Origin of the sequence: Streptomyces sp. NBC_01465 (assembly GCF_036227325.1) — a bacterium.
Lineage (GTDB): Bacteria > Actinomycetota > Actinomycetes > Streptomycetales > Streptomycetaceae > Streptomyces.
This window is the reverse complement of sequence record NZ_CP109467.1, coordinates 4,670,826-4,690,050: the sequence shown is the minus strand read 5'-3', so window position 1 is coordinate 4,690,050 and position 19,225 is coordinate 4,670,826. Positions and strand designations below refer to the sequence as shown.

Here is a 19,225-nt window from a genome sequence, read left to right as displayed (position 1 = left end):
ATGCGCATTCTCGTCGTGACCGCGGTCCCCGCTGAGCGGGACGCGGTCACGCGCGCGTCCGGGGCCTTCGACGTCGTCGCGGCCGGGGTCGGTCCGGCCGCCGCTGCCGCCGCGACCGCGACGGCCCTCGCGCTCGGTACGTACGACCTGGTGATCTCCGCCGGGATCGGCGGCGGCTTCGGCGTCCCGCTCGGCTCCGTCGTGTTCGCGGACTCGATCGTCGCCGCGGACCTGGGCGCCGAGACCCCCGACGGGTTCGTCCCGGTCACCGAGCTGGGCTTCGGTGCGGTGGAGCACCGGCCGCCCGCGGATCTCGTACGCGGCCTCGCCGGCGCCACCGGAGCGGCCACCGGCACCGTCCTCACCGTCTCCACGGTGACCGGGACAGCTGAGCGTGCCGCCGCCCTGCTCACCGCGCACCCGGGCGCTGTCGCCGAGGCGATGGAGGGCTTCGGGGTCGCCGAGGCGGCGCACCAGCACGGGCTTCCGGCGCTGGAGGTGCGCGCGATCTCCAACGCGGTGGGCCCGCGCGACCGGGACGCCTGGCGCATCGGGGACGCGCTGGCCGCGTTGACGGAGGCCTTCGGGAAGTTCCCACCGGTATTGGAGAGTTGGAACAGTCATGACTGAGACGCAGCCGCTGCAGATCGCCTTTTCGCCCTGCCCCAACGACACCTTCGTCTTCGACTCCTGGGCCCACGGCCGCGTGCCGGGCGCGCCCGCGCTCGACGTCACCTTCGCGGACATCGACATCACGAACGGCATGGCCGAGCGCGGCGAGCTGGACGTCCTGAAGGTCTCGTACGCGGTGCTGCCGTGGGTCCTCGAGGAGTACGCGCTGCTGCCGTGCGGCGGCGCGCTGGGGCGGGGCTGCGGGCCGCTGGTGCTGACGCGGGAGGCCGGGGTCGACCTCACCGGCAAGACCGTCGCGGTGCCGAGTGAGCGCTCGACGGCGTATCTGCTGTTCCGGCTGTGGGCGGCCGATGTGGTGCCGGGCGGGGTCGGCGAGATCGTGGTGCTGCCGTTCCACGAGATCATGCCGGCGGTGCGCGACGGCAAGGTCGACGCGGGTCTGGTCATCCACGAGGCGCGCTTCACGTACCAGAACTACGGGCTGCACTCCCTCGCCGACATGGGCGAGCACTGGGAGTCGACGACCGGGCTGCCGATCCCGCTGGGCGCGATCATCGCGAAGCGCTCGCTGGGCGAGGAGAAGCTGCGCGAGCTGGCGCAGGCCATCCGCACGTCGGTACGGATGGCCTGGGACGACCCGGAGGCGTCGCGCCCGTACGTGACGGAGCACGCCCAGGAGATGGACCCGTCGGTCGCGGACCAGCACATCGGGCTGTACGTGAACGAGTTCACGGCTGATCTGGGCGAGGACGGATATGCGGCGGTACGCGGGTTGTTGACGCGGGCCGCGGCGGAGGGGCTTGTGCCGCCGCTGGCCCCGGACGCGCTCGCGTTCGTCTGAGCCGGACCCCGACCGGACCGGGTCGGCGGACGGAGTCCGGCGCAGCCGCTCGAAGCCTGCGAAGCAGTGCGAGAGCGGCGTCAGGAAACTGCCGCGCTCGCGTTCGTCTGAGCCGGACCCCGACCGGACCGGGTCGGCGGTCGGAGGCCGGCGCAGCCGCTCGAAGCCTGCGAAGCAGTGCGAGAGCGGCGTCAGGAAACTGCCGCGCTCGCGTTCGTCTGAACCGGACACCGCCCGTGCCGGGTCGGCGGACGGAGTCCGGCGCAGCCGCTCGAAGCCTGCGAAGCAGTGCGAGAGCGGCGTCAGGAAACTGCCGCGCTCGCGTTCGTCTGAACCGGACACCGACCGGACCGGGTCGGCGGACGGAGTCCGGCGCAGCCGCTCGAAGCCTGCGAAGCAGTGCGAGAGCGGCGTGAAGATACAGCCCGCCCCTCGGGCCTAATGCCCTCAGCTTCGTCTGATCCTCACCACTCCCGTCTCCGTGCCCTGGTAGAGCGTGCCGTCCGGGCCCGTTGTGCCCGTCATCTGCAGCGGGTTGAACAGCAGGCCGATGCCCAGGGCCGTGCGCGCGATCTGCTTGCCGGTGGCCGGGTCGAGGACTCCGTACGCGTAGCTCGCGAAGGTCTGTGCGCCCACCGAGTCCGTCGGGCCCGTCACCGTGACCGTGTAGATCTTGTTGTCGCCCAGTGAAAGCCGGGGCAGCGCCGCCGACTTGACCGTGCTGTTCCACACCACCGAGCAGCCCGTGCCCTCCGCGTTGACGTCCACCCGCGTCAGGCCGCCGTCGAAGGACGCCGACGACGGCTGGCTGGCGGGGGCTCCGGCGGGGAGTGCCGGGTACGGGTAGCCGTAGGTGTTCGTGACGAAGACGCTGCGGCCCGACGCGATCACCGCGTCCTCCGTGCCGCTCGCCGCGTACTGGGTGAGCACGGGGATCGAGCAGACCGGGGTCGTGCCGTCCGCGACCCGGTAGACCAGCAGGTTCTCGTGCGGGGCCGCATTGTCCGTGATCGTGACGTACTCCGTGCCGTCTCCCGGGCCGAAGAAGCTGGGCGTCGCGCCCGTGCCCCAGCTGAGCTGGCCGGGCTTGCGGGCGGGGCCTCGGTCGTACGGGGCGCGCCAGCTGATCTGCGGGGTGCCGTCCGGGGCCTCGGTCAGGACGTACAGCGCGTGCGCGGTCGCGACCGCCGTGCGGCCGGGGATCGTCGAGATGCTGTTCTGGACCTCTTCGCCGGTGCTGATCGTGTGCACCGCTCCCGTACCGGTGTCGACCGTACCGATGACGCCGCCGGTCGTCGCGAACCAGATGTGACCGTTCCAGCCGGGGCTGAGGCCGACCACGTTGTCGCCCTCGGGGAGTGCGGAGGCGAGCGGGGTGGACTGGTCGACCGTCAACTGCCAGCCGGAGGAGGTGCGGTGGTGGCCTATGCGGAGGAGGTTGTCGTCGCCGTCGACCGCGACGAGGGCGTTGTCCTGGTCGAGGTAGGCGTAGACGCCGCCGAAGAGGCTGCCCTTGGGGAGGGCGAGCGAGGCGAGGTCGGCGCCGTTGCCCGGGTCGAGGAGGTGGACGGTGGGGGTCTGGCCGAAGATCGTCGTGCAGAGGGTGACGGGGTAGCCGTCGTCGCCGATCACGACGGTGGGGCAGGCGGAGGCGAGTGCCGTACGGGATGCGGTGACCGACCCCGTGCCGGGTCCCGCGTACGGGGTGGTGTCGCTGGAGGCGCTGTCGCCGTGCATCGTGGCGGTGCCGTTGGCGGCGGTGGCCGGGTTGCGGGGCGGCAGCGGGCCGTACTCGGGGGATGCGGCCGAGGCGGAGACGGCCCCGGCGACGAGGCCCAGGAGGGCAGCGGTCAGGGCGGCCGGGCGCACGAGGGCGCGCGGGAGGAAGGGCATGGCGGGTCCTTGTCCTGAGCAGGAGGCAGGGAACGCGGTACGAAGGCAGGAAGGGGCGCGTCGAAGCGCGCGGAAGGTGCAGGCGGGCCGGTCAGATGGCCGGGCAACAACCTGAGGTGGTGACTCGGCCGAGGTCTACGTGCCGTCGGCTCACCAGAAGGATCACGCCGCGATCGTAGCGGAGTGTTGTTGACATGGCTACGCAAAGTGGGCCGGGGCAGAGTACGTACTCTGCCCCGGCCCACTCGGAAGTGACGGGTTACACGTCGAGCTGGTCCGCGACCGCCCTCAGCAGGCCCGCGATCTTCGCGCCGGACGCCTTGTCGGGGTAGCGGCCCCGCTCCAGGCTCGGAGTGATGTTCTCCAGGAGCGTCGTCAAGTCCTGGACGATGGACGCCAGTTCGTCGGGCTTGCGGCGCTGGGCCGCGGCCACCGAGGGCGTCGGGTCGAGGATCGTCACCGAAAGCGCCTGGTCACCGCGCTGGCCTGCGACCACACCGAACTCCACGCGCTGGCCGGGCTTGAGGGCGTCGACACCGGACGGGAGCACGGAGGAATGGACGAAGACGTCACCGCCGTCGTCACGGGAGAGGAAGCCGAAGCCCTTCTCGCTGTTGAACCATTTGACCTTGCCGGTAGGCACCGTCTGTCCTCGTCCTCGTACTCGTAGAAAACGGCTCTGGATAGCACTACAGCGGGTCGCATCACCGACCCGCCACCGTCCAGAGTATGGGTCCTGCGGGCAGGGAACTACCCTGACCGGGTGAGTACCGAAACCAATCCCTCCGAGGTCCGTGCCGGTGACCGGCTGGTTCAGGCCGGGGCGATCATCTTCTTCGTCGGGGCCGTCGCCACGCTGGTCACGGTGGCACCGCTCTTCCTGGGGACCGATCCGTTCCCTTCGATCGCGTACGCGGTCTGCATGCTGATGGGCGTCGGGTTCGTCGTCGCGGCGGCCGGGGTGCTGCGGTCGGTCGCGTACCAGCGCCGTCAGGCGCGCTCGGCCACGTAGCTCTTCAGCCAGGCGGGGAACTCGGTCAGGTCCGTCAGGACCACCTCCGCGCCCGCCTCGCGCAGCTCGTCCGCGCTGATGGGTCCCGTCGGGACGCCGACCGCGAGCGCGCCCGCCGTGTGCGCACCGCGTACGTCGCCGGTGTGGTCGCCGACGTACACGCTCGCGCCGTGCTCGCGCAGCGCCTCCGCCTTGCGCTCCGCCCAGAGGCTGCCGATCACCGCGTCCGCGTCGATGCCCAGGTGGTCGAGGTGGAGCTTGGCGTTCGGCTCGTACTTCGCCGTGACGACGATCGCGCGGCCGCCGTGGGCCTGGACCGCCGCGACCGCCTCGCGGGCGCCGGGCATCGCGAGCGTTCCCTCGATCGCGAATGTGGGATACCTCTCGCGGTACAGGTCCGCCATCTCCGCGATCTTGTCGGCCGGGAACCACTCGGCGAGCTCCTGCTCCAGGGGCGGACCGAGGCGGGTGACCGCCAGTTCGGCGTCGATGTAGGTGCCGGTGTGGGCGGAGAAGGCCTCGTACGCGGCACGGATGCCGGGGCGCGAGTCGATCAGGGTCATGTCGAGGTCGAAGCCGACCGTGAGCGGTTGCGTAGCCATGCCTCCATCCTCTCCTGCCCCACTGCTTAGACTTAGCGAAGCCTTACCAACCCCCTTGAGACGGACCCCATGTCAATACCTGTGGGCCGCCGCCGCATCGCAGGGACGGCCGTCGCCGTCCTGGCCCTGCTGCTCGCGGTCCTCTTCAGCCTCGCGGTCGGGGCCAGGACCATCGCCCCCTCCGCGGTGATCGACGCCCTGCTGCACGGCGGGCACAGCGACGCGGCCGAGGTCGTACGGCAGATGCGGGTGCCGCGGACGCTGATCGGTCTGATGGTGGGCGCCTCGCTGGCGCTGGCCGGGACGGTGCTTCAGGGCATCACGCGCAACCCGATCGCGGACCCGGGGATCCTCGGGATCAGCCAGGGCGCTTCGGTGGGCGTCGTGCTCGCCATCGCCTTCGCGGGGATCCACACGCTGAGCGGGTACGTGTGGTTCGCCTTCGCGGGGGCCGCGTTCGCGTCCGTCGCCGTGTACGCGATCGCCTCGCGCGGGCGGGGCGGTGCGACCCCCGTGAAGCTGGCGCTGGGCGGGGCCGCGATCAACGCACTGCTGGTGTCGGTGACCCAGGGCGTACTGACGACGAAGGCCTCCGCGCTGGACGAGTTCCGGTTCTGGCAGATCGGGTCGCTGGGCGGGCGGGACTCCGAGATCGTCGGCCAGATCTGGCCGTTCCTGCTGGTGGGTGTGGTGCTGGTGCTGTGTGTCGCGCGCGGGCTCGATGCGCTGGCGCTCGGCGAGGACGTGGCGACGGGGCTCGGGCAGAACGTGGCGGTCGTACGGATCGTCGGCGGGATCGGGGCGACCGTGCTGACGGGGGCCGGGGTCGCGGCCGCCGGGCCGATCGCCTTCATCGGGCTCGCCGTACCGCACATCGCGCGGGCCGTCGTGGGCAGCGACCACCGGTGGGTGCTGCCGATGGCGGCGCTGATCGGGCCGGTGATGCTGCTCGTCGCGGACACGGTGGGGCGGGTGGTCTTCCCGCCGAGCGAGGTGCCGGCCGGGGTGATGACGGCGCTGATCGGGGTGCCGTTCCTGGTGACGCTGGTACGGCGGAAGGCGGTGCCGGCGTGACTAGTTCCACTGTGACTATTCGCCCTGCGGGGTACGCGGTGCTGCGGGCCGGGCGCGGGACGTTCCTGCTGCACCGGCGGGCCGCCGTGGTGGCGGGCGCGCTGGCGCTGCTGCTGGCCGTGACGTGTGTGGCATACCTCTGCGTCGGCGAGAGCTTCGTGGCGCCGGGCGAGGTGCTGAAGGTGCTGACCGGGCAGCCGTCTCCGGACGAGCTGGTCGTCGGGACGCTGCGGCTGCCGCGGATGGTGGTCGGGCTGCTGGTGGGCGCCGCTTTCGGGGTGGCCGGGGCGCTGATCCAGACCGTCGCGCGCAATCCGCTGGCCAGTCCCGACATCATCGGGATCAGCCAGGGCGCGAGTGCGGTGACGGTGGGGGCGATGACCTTCGGGGTCACGTCGTACACCGTGCTGCCGTATCTGTCGGTCGCGGGCGGGATTCTGGCTGCCGGTCTTGTGTACGTCTTCGCGTGGCGCGGGGGGCTGCATGCGACGCGGTTCGTGCTGATCGGGATCGGGTTCGCGATCGCGCTGCGGTCGGTGACGCAGCTGTTCCTGACCAAGGGCGACTATCTCGTCGCCCAGCAGGCGCAGATCTGGATGACCGGGTCGCTCAACGGGCGCGGCTGGGACGAGGTGAGCGTGCTCGGGTGGGTGCTGCTCGCGATGGTGCCCGCCGTGCTGTGGGCCGCGCGCGCCCAGCGGACCGTGGGCATGGGCGACGACACGGCGATCGCGCTGGGGGTGCGGCTGGGGCGGATCCGGCTGGGGCTGGTGGTGGTGGGGGTTGTGCTGGCGTCGGTCGCGACGGGGACTGCGGGGCCGGTCGATTTTGTGGCGCTGCTCGCGCCGCAGATCGCGCGGCGGATGACACGGACCGCGCAGATTCCGCTGCTGTGCTCGGCGCTGATGGGCGCGTTCATTGTTGTTTTCGGGGATCTGCTGGCGCGGCGGCTGCTGTCGCCGACGGAGTTGCCGGTGGGGGTGCTGACGGCTGCGGTGGGGGCGCCGTATCTGGTGTGGCTGCTCGTACGGGGTCGTGCGGCGGGAACTTCTTCTTCTTCTTCTGATTCTGGTGGAGGCAAGGCATGAGTCGGCTGGCCGCACGTGAGCTGACGCTCGCCTACGACGACCGGGTGGTCGTGGAGGATCTTGAACTGGCCGTCCCCGACGGGCAGGTGACCGTCATCGTCGGCCCGAACGCGTGCGGGAAGTCGACGACGCTGAGGGCGCTCGGCCGGCTGCTGAAGCCGCGCGGCGGGGCGGTGCTGCTCGACGGGGTCGAGCTGGCCCGTATCCCCACGAAGAAGATCGCGCAGGCGATTGGGCTGCTGCCGCAGTCGCCGGTGGCCCCGGAGGCGATCACGGTCGCGGACCTGGTCGCGCGGGGCCGGCAGCCGCACCAGAGCTGGTGGCAGCAGTGGTCGGAGGCGGACGAGAAGGCCGTCACGGATGCGATGGAACGGACCGATGTGGCGGCGCTGGCCGAGCGGTCGGTGGACGAACTGTCGGGCGGGCAGCGGCAGCGGGTGTGGATCGCGATGGCGCTGGCGCAGGAGACGGATCTGCTGCTGCTGGACGAGCCGACGACGTTCCTGGACATCTCGCACCAGGTGGAGGTGCTGGATCTGGTGCGGCAGTTGAACCACGAGCGGGGGCGGACGGTGGTGGCCGTACTGCACGACCTGAACCAGGCGGCGCGGTACGCGGACCACTTGGTGGCGATGAAGGCGGGGCGGGTGGTGGCGGAGGGTCACCCGAAGGAGATCGTGACGGCGGAGCTGGTGCGGGACGTGTTCGGTCTTGAGGCGGTGGTGGTGCCGGATCCGGTGACGGGGTCGCCGCTGGTCGTTCCTGGCGCGCCTTGGGCGGCGACGGGGGCCTGACCGGGTCCGGGTGACGGGTGCAGGTCCGGGCGGAGAGATTCCCCCACCCCGCCCCTTCCCGGCTGAGACATTTTGCGGCTCCGCCGCGTGGGGGGCTGCGCCCCAGACCCCCTGCCGGGGGTGGGGTGGGCCGGGGCTGCGCACCGCGACCCCCACTTGCGGGGGCTTCGCCCCCTGCACCCCCGTAAGCGACCTTCGGCCGCTTGTCCTCAATCGCCGGACGGGCTGGATTTCCCCCGGTGTCGCACAACGCAACACCCTTGCCCCAGGCGCCCGTTGGGCCCGCAACTCTGGACGCGCGCGACCCGGCACCCTAACGTTTTGTCATGGTGGCAAAACTGCACGACCAGCCGCTCAACAACAGCCTCACCCCACCCGAGCGCCGCCTCGTCGACTGCGCCGTCCAGGGCGAGATGTGCGACCTCCACGACGGTGGCGAAGCCACCGTTGCCACCATGCGCGGGTGGGGGCCCGACCGCCGTATCCGCGCCGTCGTCATCCGCGAGCTCCTCCGCAACCGGCTGGACACCCCCCTCGACCCCATCGGCATCCGTGTCCGCGGCGCCGTCGTCGAGGGGCGGCTCAACATCGACTCCATCAGCGCCACCCACCCCCTCGCCCTCGACCACTGCTACCTCCCGCACGGCCTCTCCGCCCGCGGCACCTCCGTCCCCGGCCTCACCCTGCGCGGATGCCGTCTTGAGCACGCGCACAGCTCGCCGATCTTCGCGCCCGGCATCACCGCGGAGTGGATCGACCTGAGCAGTTCGTCCGTCGAGTATGGCGGGACCGGGACCGCCGTCTTCATGCCCGCCGCCAAGGTCTCCGGCGGCCTGGAGCTCACGGACATGGAGATCTACTCCCCGCACGCGCGGGCCCTCTTCGCCCAAGGCGTGGAGATCGGCGGGGACATCGTCATGCAGGGCCGGTTCCGGGCCGTCGGGTCCGACCCCCGTGCGCTCGTCGACTTCGCCGGCGCGCAGGTCAATGTCGACGTCGGCTGCTCGTCCTCCCACATCGAGAACCGCAACGGGCCGTGCTTCCATGCACGCGGGATGCGCGTCAAAGGCCGCCTGTTCCTCGACCGCGGATTCACCGCGATCGCCAAGACCGACAGCGAGAACGTCGCACTGAACCTCTCGGGGATCCAGGTGGACAACTGGTTCTGCCTTGAGGACACCCGGATCGAGAACCCCGGCGGCGCGGCCCTGGGCATGTCCCACGCCCGGATCGGCGGCAGCATCAAGATCGGCCCGCTGGTGGAGGTCACCGGCGGAGGTTCGCTCGCCACCTTCGACCTGGACCGCTGTCATGTGGCGGGGAACGTCGAGTTCGACGACGTGAGCCTGCTCAGTACGGAGGGCGCCTGTCTGTCGCTCCTACGGGCGACCATCGGCGCCTCCCTCTCCTTCTTCGGGGAGGTGCAGATGCGGAACACCAGCACCGACGACCCCCTCGTCCGCCTCGACGGAATCACCGTGGGCGGCAACGTCCAGTTCGAGCGGAGCACGTTCGGCGCGTCCCGCAGCGTGGCCATCTCCGCCGCCAACGCCCGTATAGGCAACGACTTTTCGCTGGGCAGCGGGGTGTCGGTCTTCTGCTCCACCACCGACGACGCGGTCACGCTCATGCGCGCCGAACTGCACGGCGATCTCAACCTCCGGGGCGTGGAGATCGTCAACCGCAACGGCGGCGCCCTCGCGGCGTCCGACCTCACCGCCGTCAACCTGAGGATCGAGGACCGGGCCTCCGTGACGGCCTCGTCCAAGAAATCCGCCGTCCGCCTCTACGGGGCGCGCATCAAGGCCGACGTCCATCTCGGCGACGCGCTCATCAGGAACGACCGCGGCCCCGCCCTGTCCTGCTTCAACATGCAGGCCGGGGACTCCGTCTACATCGACCAGGACTTCCGCGCCGAGGCCAAGACCGAACGCGACAGCTGCGCGGTCAACTTCGGGAACTTCCGGGTCGCCGGAGACCTGACGGTCCTCGTGAGAGGCATCGCGAACGGCGAAGCCGCCAAAGGCCGCGTCAATCTCGACGGCATGACCTACGCGAGCGTCCCCAAGGGCCTCCACGTCCAGGAGATGCTCCGGCTGATCCGGGAGGGCTCGTCGGTCTACGCCGCCCAGCCCTACCAGCAGTTGGCGGCCGTCTACCGCGCCGCGGGCCACGACCGCGACGTCCGTACGATCCTCATGGCGCAACGCCGCGACCAGGCGTCCGGCGACACCCTCTCGGGCGGCGCCCAGCGGGCATGGGTGAAGCTGTCGGGCGTCGTCCTCGGATACGGGTACCAGCCGTGGCGCGCGCTCGTCTGGCTGGTCTGCGTGATGGTGGTGGCCGTCAGCACGGCCCTCGTGCTGGGCTCGGAGGGCGCCCTGGTCCGCCCCGAACAGGCCGGCGAACCCGCGGGCCCTTGCACGGTGGTCGAGCAGGTGGGCGTGGGACTGGCGATGGGCCTGCCGCTCGTGAAGTCCAGCCAGCCGTCCGCCTGCAAGGCCGCGGCCACCGACTGGGGGCAGACGCTGATCGCGGTGGGCTGGCCGCTGCAGATCGCGGCGTGGGCGTTCGCGACGCTGTTCGTAGTGGGGTTCACGGGGGCGGTACGCAGAAACGTGTGAGCCCCCTGGAGTCAGCGCATGCCCCGCCGCGCCCGCCACACCAGATAGAGCGCCGACGCGACCGCCGCCACCCTCAGCACCACCGGCCACAGATCCGTGAGCGCCGCCCCCATCCCGTGCTCCGGGATCGGCGTCCCCCAGCGGCCGTCCGTACGCCCCCACAGCCAGGTCAGCCCGCCCGCGGCCACCAGTCCCGGCAGCCCGAGCGCCGCCCACTTCGCCTCCGCGGGGGTGAGGCGGCGCGAGGTGTACGCGAGGAGCCAGCCCGCGCCGAGCGCGATCAGCCAGCCGAAGATCGCGCCCGTCACGAGGAGGGCGGCGGCCAGCAGGAGCAGGGGGTTGGCGAGGGGGGCGCGGGCCCGGGGGGCGCGGGGGCCGCGGCGGAGGAAGCGGCGGCGCGGGGTGTCGTCCTCGGCCTCCGTGAACTCCTCCTCGCCGTCCTCCTCTTCGGCCTCGTCCTCGTCCTCGTCCTCCTCCTCGACGCGTTCCTTCGCCTTGCGCGGCGGCCGCAGTATCTCGGGGATCTCCACACCGCCGACGAAGCCGGGGACCTCGTCGCCCGCCCCGAAAGGCGCCGTCTCGATCCGCCACCAGTCGGGTTCGCTGCCGGAGGGGCCCAGCTCGTCCGTGCCCGCGAGGTGCGGCGGGGAGGCGGCAGGGGCCTGCGGCGCTTCCGGCTCCGGCTTCTCCATGCGGCGCGGGCGGGGAATCCGGCGCGGGCGCGGCTCTTCCCGTACGGGAAAGGGGGCGGGATCGGGGGCCGAACCGCCCGTCGCCGCCGCGACCTGCTCGTCCGGCGTGCCCAGCCGGCCCAGGATGCGGCGCACGGTCGCGGGCGACTCGCTCTCGAACTTTCCCCGCTGCCGGTCGATCTCGTTGCGCAGCGACGACACCAGCCGCATGCGCTCGCCGGACGGCAACTGCCGTTGCTGCGCCAGGTCTCCGACCTTGCTCAGATAGTCGTAGACGAGCTGGTCGCTCTCGATCCCCACGCGTCCGCACCCCTTCACCGCCGCCTGCACCGACGTTAGCGCTTCCCGAGCCGATAACGTGGGGCGGATGGGGACCGGCGAGCGCAACAGGAGGCGCACGTGTCCGAAGGAAACGGCAGTACGCCACCGCGCACGCTCGCGGAAGCGCTGCGCGCCCGCGACGACGCGTCGCTGGCCGGTCTGCTGCGCGCGCGCCCCGATCTGCTGACGCCCGTACCGAACGACGTCACGCAGCTCGCGACCCGGGCCGCGACGCGCGCCTCGGTCGTACGCGCGCTGGAGCACCTGGACCGGTTCGCGCTGCAGACCGCGGAGGCCCTCGCCGTCGCGCCCGACCCCGCCCCGTACGCGACGCTCCTCGCGCTGATCGCCGGTGACGAGGGCGACCCCGTCATCGAGGCCGAACTCCCCGGCGCCGTACGGACGTTGCGCGAACAGGCCCTGGTCTGGGGCGAGGACGACCGGCTGCGCCTCGTCCGCACCGCGCGCGAGCTGCTCGCCCCCTCCCCCACGCACCCGTCCCCGACCGGGCTCGGCCCGACCGTGGCGGAGGCGACGGCGGGGATGTCGCCGGGGCGGGTCCAGGAGATCCTGCTTGCGGCCGGGCTGCCGGCGACGTACGACTCGGTGTCGGCGGTCGCGGCGCTGACCGCGCTCTTCACGGACCGCACCCGGATGTCGGAGCTGCTCGACTCGGCGCCTCCGGAGGCGCTTTCGGTACTGGACCGCCTGGTGTGGGGGCCGCCGTACGGCGAGGTCGCCGCCGTGCCAACCCCGCCCGTGCGCTGGCTGCGCGACCGGGGGCTGCTGCTGCCCGCGAGTGCGCGGACCGTCGTACTGCCCCGTGAGGCGGCGCTGCATCTGCGCGGGGGCCGCGCGCACCGGCTGCCGGAGCCGCTGCCTCCGGAGGTTGCCGCCGCGCGCGAATATCGTCCACAGGCTGTGGATTCCACGGCGGCGGGCCAGGCCTTCACGGCGCTGTCCACGGTCGAGGAGCTCCTGAAGGACTGGAACGAGGGCGGTCCGGCCGTCCTGCGCGCCGGCGGCCTGAGCGTCCGCGACCTGAAGCGGACCGCGGCCGCGCTGGACTGCACGGAGCAGCTGGCCTGCTTCTGGCTCGAACTCACTTACGCGGCAGGGCTGTTGGCGTCGGACGGGGAGGCGGACGAGCGGTTCGCGGCCACCCCCGCGTACGACGACTGGGTGGAGCTTCTGCCCGCCGACCGCTGGTCCCACCTGGCACTGACCTGGCTCACCGCCACCCGCACGGCAGGCGTGATCGGCGGCCAGGACGCCAAGGGCCGCACGCTCTCCCCGCTGGGCCCGGACCTGGACCGCTCGCCGGCCCCCGAGGTACGCCGCCGGGTCCTCACCCTCCTCGCGACCCTCCCCGAGGGCACCTCGGCGGACCCGGAATCGCTCCTGGCGCGCCTGCGCTGGGAACGCCCGACGCGCTCCGCGAACAACGGCCGAGGTGCGACGGGCGTCACGGATCTCCGCTCCCGCCTGGCCCAATGGACCCTGAACGACGCGGAGTTGCTGGGCGTGACGGGCCGAGGAGCCCTGTCGACGCACGGCCGCGCTCTGCTGGGTGACGGAAGCACCATCGAGCGCGAGGCGAGTCGCACCCTCGCAGCCCAGGCCCTCACCCCCCTCATCCCCGAGCCCCTCGACCACGTCCTGCTCCAGGCCGACCTCACCGCCGTGGCGCCGGGACCCCTGGAGCGGCCCCTCGCCGAGCTGCTCAATGTCGCCGCCGACGTCGAGTCCAAGGGCGGCGCGACCGTCTACCGCTTCACCCCCGGCTCCGTCCGCCGCGCCCTGGACGCCGGGCAGTCCGCCTCCGACCTGCACGCCTTCCTCGCCGCGCACTCCCGTACCCCCGTGCCGCAGCCGCTCAGCTATCTGATCGACGACGTGGCCCGCAAGCACGGCCACCTCCGCGTCGGCGCCGCGTCCTCGTACGTGCGCTGCGACGACGAGTCCGTACTCAACGAGATCCTCGCCGACAAGCGCTCCCAGCCCCTGCGCCTGCGCCGCCTCGCCCCCACGGTCCTCGCCGCCCAGGCCGAGCCCGCCGTGCTCCTCGACACGCTGCGCTCCATCGGCTTCGCGCCCGCCGCCGAGTCCGCCGACGGCGACGTCCTCATCACCCGCGCCGACGCCTACCGCACCCCGCCGCGCACCGCACCGGCCCCGATCCCCGAGGGCCCGCCGGCTCCCGACGCGACGCTCCTGTCCGCGGCCCTGCGGGCCATCCGCGCGGGCGACACCGCGGCCACCGTGGCCCACAAGCCGGTGCCTCAGACCGGCCGGGGCGACCTCCCGCGCACCAGCTCCGCCGAGACGCTCGCCACGGTGCAGGCCGCGGCCATGACCGGCTCCGCGCTCTGGATCGGCTACGTCAACGCCGACGGGGCCGCGAGCCAGCGCGTGATCGCGCCGGTGAGGGTCGAGGGCGGGTTCGTCACGGCGTACGACCACACGGCCGACGAAGTCCGTACGTACCCGCTGCACCGCATCACGGGCGTGGCCGAACTGGCCGACGACCCAGCCTGACCTTCAGGGCGGCCGCCCTGGCCCTGGCAGCGGACGCGATCGTGACCTTGGGCTTGGGCTTCGGCTTCGGCTTCGGCTTCGGCTTCGGCTCGGGCTCGGGCTTGGCGGCCGGCTTCGGGGCGACCCTCTCCTGCCGCTGCCACCAGTGCCGCCGCCGGGGATGCAGCGCCCGCCCCAGCCGCCGCCCGAGCAGCAGGTAACCGACCAGCGCCCCAAGGGTGTTGAGGATGACGTCGTCGATGTCGAAGGCCCGGCCCTCGACCAGGATCCCCTGCGCCGTCTCCACGCAGAACATCACCACCGCCGTCACGATCAGGACCCGGAGCAGCCCCCGCGCCTTGGGGATCAGCACCGGCAGCAGCACCCCGAAGGGCACCCCGAGGAGCAGATTCCCGCCGATCTGCTTGACCGTGTCCCGGAAAGCGGGCTGGTCCAGGTACATCCGTATCGAGTCGCCGGGTCGCATATTGGTGTGGGTGAGGTCGACGGACGCCTTCGAAGGCTCCAGGGTGATCTTGGCCAGCGCGACCGCGAACCCCACCATCAACACGAACCCCACCAGCAGCACGATCACCCGTGCCACCACCGATCCCCAGGTACGCCGCTGCAGCCGCGGCCGCGCTTCCGCTTCCTTCGTCACCATGGGGACGCGTCTACCCCGTCAAGGCCGGACCAGACCGTCGCGGGGGTCGGCGCGCAGAGAGGCCTGCCAGACGGTGGGGCTGCAACCCGGGCCGTTGGGCTGGGACTTGGAGAGGCGTACGCGCGCGCTCTCGTCGTACAGGACCTTCTTCTCCTTGATGTACGAGGTGACAGTCAGCCGCACCACCACCTCGTCGGGACCCCTCGCGTCCGGCAGCCCCACCCACAGCTGCCCCTCGAGGGACGTCGTGTCCTCAGCCCCCTGCACGCAGTGCGTCGTGTCCGTGCAGATCCGGAACATGGCTCCCGGACCTGCGGCCGCGTAGTCCGACGGCCGGTAGTGCAGAGTGATGCCCGTCTCGGCGCCGATCAGCGTGCAGATCCTGGGCTCCTCCGAGCACCCTGTCACCGCCACGGCGAGCAGCAATAAAGCCCCCGCACCAGCACTACGTCCCGTCATGCGCGCACGGTACGGCACACTGGAGGTTTGACGTAACGGAAGGGGCACCGCGTGAATGGGCCACTGATTGTCCAGTCGGACAAGACCCTCCTCCTTGAGGTGGACCACGACCAGGCCGACGCCTGCCGCCGCGCCATCGCGCCGTTCGCCGAGCTGGAGCGGGCCCCCGAGCACATCCACACCTACCGGCTGACCCCGCTGGGCCTGTGGAACGCCCGCGCGGCAGGGCACGACGCCGAGCAGGTCGTGGACGCGCTGGTGGAGTACTCGCGCTACCCCGTCCCGCACGCACTCCTCGTCGACGTCGCCGAGACGATGGACCGCTACGGCCGCCTGACCCTCTCCAAGCACCCGGTGCACGGCCTGGTCCTCACGACCACGGACCGCCCGGTCCTGGAGGAGATCCTCCGCTCGAAGAAGGTCGCCCCGCTGGTCGGCGAGCGCATCGACCCCGACACGGTCTCCGTTCACCCCTCCGAGCGCGGCCAGATCAAGCAGACGCTGCTGAAGCTGGGCTGGCCGGCCGAGGACCTCGCCGGGTACGTCGACGGCGAGGCCCACAAGATCGACCTGGACGAGGACGGCTGGTCGCTGCGCCCGTACCAGAAGCAGGCCGTCGAGGGCTTCTGGCACGGCGGCTCGGGTGTCATCGTGCTGCCCTGTGGCGCCGGGAAAACGCTGGTGGGGGCGGGTGCGATGGCGGAGGCGAAGGCCACCACGCTGATCCTCGTCACCAACACGGTCTCGGCCCGCCAGTGGAAGCACGAGCTGGTGAAGCGGACGTCGCTGACCGAGGAGGAGATCGGCGAGTACAGCGGTACGCGCAAGGAGATCCGCCCGGTCACGATCGCGACCTACCAGGTGCTGACCACGCGCCGTAAGGGCGTCTACCCGCACCTGGAGCTCTTCGACTCCCGCGACTGGGGCCTGGTGATCTACGACGAGGTGCACCTGCTGCCCGCGCCCGTCTTCAAGTTCACCGCGGACCTGCAGGCGCGGCGGCGGCTCGGCCTGACGGCGACGCTCGTACGGGAGGACGGCCGCGAGTCGGACGTCTTCTCGCTGATCGGCCCCAAGCGGTTCGACGCTCCGTGGAAGGAGATCGAGGCGCAGGGGTACATCGCGCCCGCGGACTGCGTGGAGGTACGGGTCAATCTGACGGACTCCGAGCGCCTCGCGTACGCGACGGCGGAGCCGGAGGAGAAGTACCGCTTCTGCGCGACGACGGCGACGAAGCGCAAGGTGACGGAGGCGCTGGTCGCCAAGCACAAGGGCGAGCAGACGCTGGTCATCGGCCAGTACATCGACCAACTCGACGAGCTGGGCGAGCACTTGAACGCCCCGGTCATCAAGGGCGAGACGTCGAACGCGCAGCGCGAGAAGCTGTTCGACGCGTTCCGGCAGGGCGAGATCAGCGTGCTGGTGGTCTCGAAGGTGGCGAACTTCTCGATCGACCTGCCCGAGGCGACGGTCGCGATCCAGGTGTCGGGAACGTTCGGCTCGCGCCAGGAGGAGGCGCAGCGGCTCGGTCGCGTACTGCGTCCGAAGGCGGACGGGCACGAGGCGCGGTTCTACTCGGTGGTGGCACGCGACACGATCGACCAGGACTTCGCGGCGCATCGGCAGCGGTTCCTGGCGGAGCAGGGGTACGCGTACCGGATCGTGGACGCGGACGAGCTGCTGGCTGGGGAGTGAGGGGACTTTCCCCCACCCCGCCCCTTCCCGGCTGAGACATTTTGCGGCTCCGCCGCGTGGGGGGCTGCGCCCCAGACCCCCTGCCGGGGGTGGGGTGGGCCGGGGCTGTGCGCCCCGGCCCCCGCATGCGGGGGCTTCGCCCCCTGCACCCCGTAAGCGACCTTCGGCCGCTTGTCCTCAATCGCCGGACGGGCTGGAAATGCCCACCCCCCAGCCCCTCCGGCGATTGAGGAGCGGGGTCTGGGGCGGAGCCCCAGCGGGGGTCTGCGGGGCGGAGCCCCCAGTTCGGGAAGGGGCGGGATTGGGGAAACCCTCCCGCCCCCGGCCCACTCAGTCCGCGGCAACCAGCAGCGGCGCCCCAAGCAAGAGCACCCACTGCGCCCCCGAGAACGCCACCCGCATCCACTCCTTGCGCCCCATCGGCTCCGACGGCAGACACAGCGCGACCACCCCCACGAGCGCCGAGGCCCCCAGGCTCCACATCCCCGCCGTGTAGTAGCCTCCCGTCGCGCCGTCCTCAGGATCAGACGCGTCGATCAGCATCAGCAGCATCGAGAACAGCCACGCCGGCAGCAGCGCCACCAGCCCACCGGCCGTGAGCCAGCGCTGGAACTTCACCGCAGGTGCCGTCTCTGTCGTCATGCACCCATCACACCACCGGCACCCGGACCACCGCTTCGGTACGCGTACTCACCCCACGCCTGCGCGCATACTCAACCGCACACCCGACCAGCACCAGACCCACCAACGGGTACGGCGCCGCCAACACCTGCTGCCACCACGGCAGTTGCAGATCCAGATCCCCCTGATGTGGGACGACCCACATCGTCCGCGCCGCAAAGACCCCGGCCATCACCCACGCGACCCGCACCCGCCCGCTCCCCACCAGCACGGCGATCAGCGGCACGCACCACACCCAGTGATGCGACCAGCTGATCGGCGAGACGAGCAGCGCAGTCACCGCGGTGACCAGAACGCCCCACCGGTACGGGACCCGGCGCGCGGCCCAGAGACCCGCACCACCAGCCAGTACGGCAAGAACAACCCACGCGAGCCCCGGCTCCGGATCATGCAGAACCCGCGCCACCAGCCCCTGCAGCGACTGGTTGTCGACGATCCACGCCTTCCCCACCCGACCCGTCTCGAAGATCCTCCGCGTCCAGAAGTCGAAGCTGGCGGAGGGCAGCAGAAGCCCACCGAGCACCACGGTCCCAGCGAAGGCAGCAAGAGCGCCCATCGCAGCCCGCACCCGTCCGGTGAGGAGCAGGAAGAGAATGAAAACGGCCGGGGTGAGCTTGATCCCCGCGGCGACACCCAGCGCAATCCCCTTGCCGCGAGCCCCACTTGGCCGCGCCAGGTCCCACAGCACAAGACAGGCGACGACCAGGTTGATCTGCCCGAAGACCAGCGTCTGAAAGACGGGCTCCAGCCACAACGCAACAGCGGTGACGGCAAGAACGGCCTCAGTCCGTACAGTCACACCCGCGAACCGGCACGACAGCCGGACGAACACCGCAAGCAGCACAGCATTCCCCGCCAGAAAGGCGACCTTGAGCCCCGGCACGGGCAGCCAGCTCAGCGGCACGAACAGCATCGCGGCGAACGGCGGGTAGGTGGCGGGCAGTTGCCACCGGGTGACGGTGAATCCGTACAGATCGGCGCCGGAGGCGACGGCGGCGCCTTCCGCGCGATAGACGAGGGCGTCGGCCATCGGAATGCGGAGGCCGACGCAGAGCGCGGCGAATGCGGCGAACGACAGTCCGGACACGACAAGTGAGCGATGATGCACGGACCGTGACTCTAGTGGATCAGTTGCTGTACTCCCCGAGGATGACAACGCTGACGACGGCTCCGGCGAAAACCTTGACGGCGCGCAGCGCGTTGCCGACGGGGCGGGCGGGCCGCGGGTCGGCACCCACGGCGGTGGCTCCGGCGGCGACGGCTCCGGCGGGGCGGCCGGACTGGCGGGGGACTGGGGTGATGGTCGCTGTGGTCATGCATCCATCATCCGTTTCGGGCATTCCCGGCACATCGACCTACGGTCGTAATCCACACCCCCACCCCCTCCCCCTCAGGGAGCACACCGTCCCCTAGGAGGCGTACGGAGTCAGGGGCGGCCCCGACCCCGGATCAATTCACTGGCCCCCACACCGATCGCTGGCTAGAATCTCCCCTTCCCCGCCGCCCCCTCGGGAGCGTGCGCCGCCCGGTCGGTACCGGGCTGCAGTCATGCCGTGATCACGTCGCACCCGCCCGGAGGCTCCGCCGTGCCCTCGCACGCCCCTGACCAGCAGGACCTGCAAGACCAGCAAGACC

General features: G+C 71.5%; 18 protein-coding genes. 9 read left to right on the top strand and 9 right to left on the bottom strand.

The genetic code is table 11. The features are described 5' to 3' along the window. Positions 1-630, top strand: coding sequence for a futalosine hydrolase (locus OG707_RS22190; protein WP_329120950.1), 630 nt, complete (start codon positions 1-3; stop codon positions 628-630). After that, positions 623-1,474: a 1,4-dihydroxy-6-naphthoate synthase gene (locus tag OG707_RS22185; RefSeq protein ID WP_329120948.1), complete on the top strand. Its 852-nt coding sequence runs from the start codon at positions 623-625 to the stop codon at positions 1,472-1,474. The genes OG707_RS22190 and OG707_RS22185 overlap by 8 nt, the downstream gene beginning before the upstream one ends. A gap of 447 nt (positions 1,475-1,921) precedes the next feature. On the opposite strand, the gene OG707_RS22180 is transcribed toward OG707_RS22185, so the two are convergent. Together OG707_RS22180 and OG707_RS22175 are read right to left on the bottom strand one after the other, a co-directional pair. Beyond that, positions 1,922-3,367 (bottom strand): hypothetical protein, encoded by a 1,446-nt coding sequence (locus OG707_RS22180; protein ID WP_329120946.1) that lies wholly within the window; start codon positions 3,365-3,367, stop codon positions 1,922-1,924. A gap of 259 nt (positions 3,368-3,626) precedes the next feature. Beyond that, on the bottom strand, positions 3,627-4,010 hold the full coding sequence (locus tag OG707_RS22175; protein ID WP_329120944.1) for a cold-shock protein: 384 nt from the start codon (positions 4,008-4,010) through the stop codon (positions 3,627-3,629). Positions 4,011-4,130: 120 nt separating this feature from the next. Here OG707_RS22175 and OG707_RS22170 point away from each other — a divergent pair, with 120 nt between their 5' ends. Further along, entirely contained in the window at positions 4,131-4,379 is a 249-nt protein-coding gene (locus OG707_RS22170) for a hypothetical protein (protein WP_329120942.1), read from the top strand. Here OG707_RS22170 and OG707_RS22165 read toward each other — a convergent pair. Continuing rightward, on the bottom strand, positions 4,358-4,981 hold the full coding sequence (locus tag OG707_RS22165; protein ID WP_329120940.1) for an HAD family hydrolase: 624 nt from the start codon (positions 4,979-4,981) through the stop codon (positions 4,358-4,360). The two genes, OG707_RS22170 and OG707_RS22165, sit on opposite strands and share 22 nt — an antisense overlap. 69 nt (positions 4,982-5,050) lie before the next feature. Here OG707_RS22165 and OG707_RS22160 point away from each other — a divergent pair, with 69 nt between their 5' ends. The 4 genes from OG707_RS22160 to OG707_RS22145 all read left to right on the top strand — a co-directional run bounded on the left by OG707_RS22160 (position 5,051) and on the right by OG707_RS22145 (position 10,561). After that, on the top strand, positions 5,051-6,055 hold the full coding sequence (locus OG707_RS22160) for a FecCD family ABC transporter permease (protein WP_329120938.1): 1,005 nt from the start codon (positions 5,051-5,053) through the stop codon (positions 6,053-6,055). A gap of 11 nt (positions 6,056-6,066) precedes the next feature. Continuing rightward, positions 6,067-7,143: a FecCD family ABC transporter permease gene (locus tag OG707_RS22155; protein WP_443071367.1), complete on the top strand. Its 1,077-nt coding sequence runs from the start codon at positions 6,067-6,069 to the stop codon at positions 7,141-7,143. Continuing rightward, positions 7,140-7,937, top strand: coding sequence for an ABC transporter ATP-binding protein (locus OG707_RS22150; protein ID WP_329120934.1), 798 nt, complete (start codon positions 7,140-7,142; stop codon positions 7,935-7,937). The genes OG707_RS22155 and OG707_RS22150 overlap by 4 nt, the downstream gene beginning before the upstream one ends. A 326-nt stretch (positions 7,938-8,263) precedes the next feature. After that, a complete protein-coding gene (locus tag OG707_RS22145; protein ID WP_329120932.1) occupies positions 8,264-10,561 on the top strand; it encodes a hypothetical protein in 2,298 nt (765 codons plus the stop codon). An 11-nt stretch (positions 10,562-10,572) separates the two neighbouring features. Here the strand turns inward: OG707_RS22145 and OG707_RS22140 are convergent, their stop codons facing one another. Beyond that, positions 10,573-11,553: a hypothetical protein gene (locus tag OG707_RS22140; RefSeq protein ID WP_329120930.1), complete on the bottom strand. Its 981-nt coding sequence runs from the start codon at positions 11,551-11,553 to the stop codon at positions 10,573-10,575. A 99-nt stretch (positions 11,554-11,652) separates the two neighbouring features. Here OG707_RS22140 and OG707_RS22135 point away from each other — a divergent pair, with 99 nt between their 5' ends. Continuing rightward, positions 11,653-14,112 (top strand): helicase-associated domain-containing protein, encoded by a 2,460-nt coding sequence (locus tag OG707_RS22135; RefSeq protein ID WP_329120928.1) that lies wholly within the window; start codon positions 11,653-11,655, stop codon positions 14,110-14,112. Here OG707_RS22135 and OG707_RS22130 read toward each other — a convergent pair. Together OG707_RS22130 and OG707_RS22125 are read right to left on the bottom strand one after the other, a co-directional pair. After that, entirely contained in the window at positions 14,075-14,755 is a 681-nt protein-coding gene (locus tag OG707_RS22130) for a VanZ family protein (RefSeq protein ID WP_443071366.1), read from the bottom strand. The two genes, OG707_RS22135 and OG707_RS22130, sit on opposite strands and share 38 nt — an antisense overlap. Before the next feature lie 18 nt (positions 14,756-14,773). Beyond that, entirely contained in the window at positions 14,774-15,214 is a 441-nt protein-coding gene (locus tag OG707_RS22125) for a hypothetical protein (protein WP_329120926.1), read from the bottom strand. 51 nt (positions 15,215-15,265) lie between these two features. Between OG707_RS22125 and OG707_RS22120 the strand changes: the two genes are divergently transcribed. Further along, a complete protein-coding gene (locus tag OG707_RS22120) occupies positions 15,266-16,909 on the top strand; it encodes a DNA repair helicase XPB (RefSeq protein WP_329120924.1) in 1,644 nt (547 codons plus the stop codon). A 330-nt stretch (positions 16,910-17,239) separates the two neighbouring features. Here OG707_RS22120 and OG707_RS22115 read toward each other — a convergent pair whose 3' ends face one another. The 3 genes from OG707_RS22115 to OG707_RS22105 are packed head-to-tail and all read right to left on the bottom strand — an operon-like array spanning position 17,240 to position 18,906. Next, a complete protein-coding gene (locus OG707_RS22115; protein WP_329120922.1) occupies positions 17,240-17,551 on the bottom strand; it encodes a hypothetical protein in 312 nt (103 codons plus the stop codon). Positions 17,552-17,558: 7 nt separating this feature from the next. After that, the gene (locus tag OG707_RS22110) at positions 17,559-18,698 is read right to left on the bottom strand and encodes a glycosyltransferase 87 family protein (RefSeq protein ID WP_443071365.1); all 1,140 of its coding nucleotides are present in this window, start codon (positions 18,696-18,698) and stop codon (positions 17,559-17,561) included. A gap of 19 nt (positions 18,699-18,717) precedes the next feature. Continuing rightward, positions 18,718-18,906, bottom strand: coding sequence for a hypothetical protein (locus OG707_RS22105; protein ID WP_329120921.1), 189 nt, complete (start codon positions 18,904-18,906; stop codon positions 18,718-18,720). Between the last annotated feature and the right edge of the window lie 319 nt (positions 18,907-19,225).

Bases quoted from the DNA above. Each gene is read 5' to 3' on its own strand.
- OG707_RS22190 (WP_329120950.1), top strand. From the start codon at position 1: ATGCGCATTCTCGTCGTGACCGCGGTCCCCGCTGAGCGGGACGCGGTC.
- OG707_RS22185 (WP_329120948.1), top strand. From the start codon at position 623: ATGACTGAGACGCAGCCGCTGCAGATCGCCTTTTCGCCCTGCCCCAAC.
- OG707_RS22180 (WP_329120946.1), bottom strand. From the start codon at position 3,367: ATGCCCTTCCTCCCGCGCGCCCTCGTGCGCCCGGCCGCCCTGACCGCT.
- OG707_RS22165 (WP_329120940.1), bottom strand. From the start codon at position 4,981: ATGGCTACGCAACCGCTCACGGTCGGCTTCGACCTCGACATGACCCTG.
- OG707_RS22160 (WP_329120938.1), top strand. From the start codon at position 5,051: ATGTCAATACCTGTGGGCCGCCGCCGCATCGCAGGGACGGCCGTCGCC.
- OG707_RS22150 (WP_329120934.1), top strand. From the start codon at position 7,140: ATGAGTCGGCTGGCCGCACGTGAGCTGACGCTCGCCTACGACGACCGG.
- OG707_RS22145 (WP_329120932.1), top strand. From the start codon at position 8,264: ATGGTGGCAAAACTGCACGACCAGCCGCTCAACAACAGCCTCACCCCA.
- OG707_RS22130 (WP_443071366.1), bottom strand. From the start codon at position 14,755: ATGGTGACGAAGGAAGCGGAAGCGCGGCCGCGGCTGCAGCGGCGTACC.
- OG707_RS22125 (WP_329120926.1), bottom strand. From the start codon at position 15,214: ATGACGGGACGTAGTGCTGGTGCGGGGGCTTTATTGCTGCTCGCCGTG.
- OG707_RS22115 (WP_329120922.1), bottom strand. From the start codon at position 17,551: ATGACGACAGAGACGGCACCTGCGGTGAAGTTCCAGCGCTGGCTCACG.
- OG707_RS22105 (WP_329120921.1), bottom strand. From the start codon at position 18,906: ATGACCACAGCGACCATCACCCCAGTCCCCCGCCAGTCCGGCCGCCCC.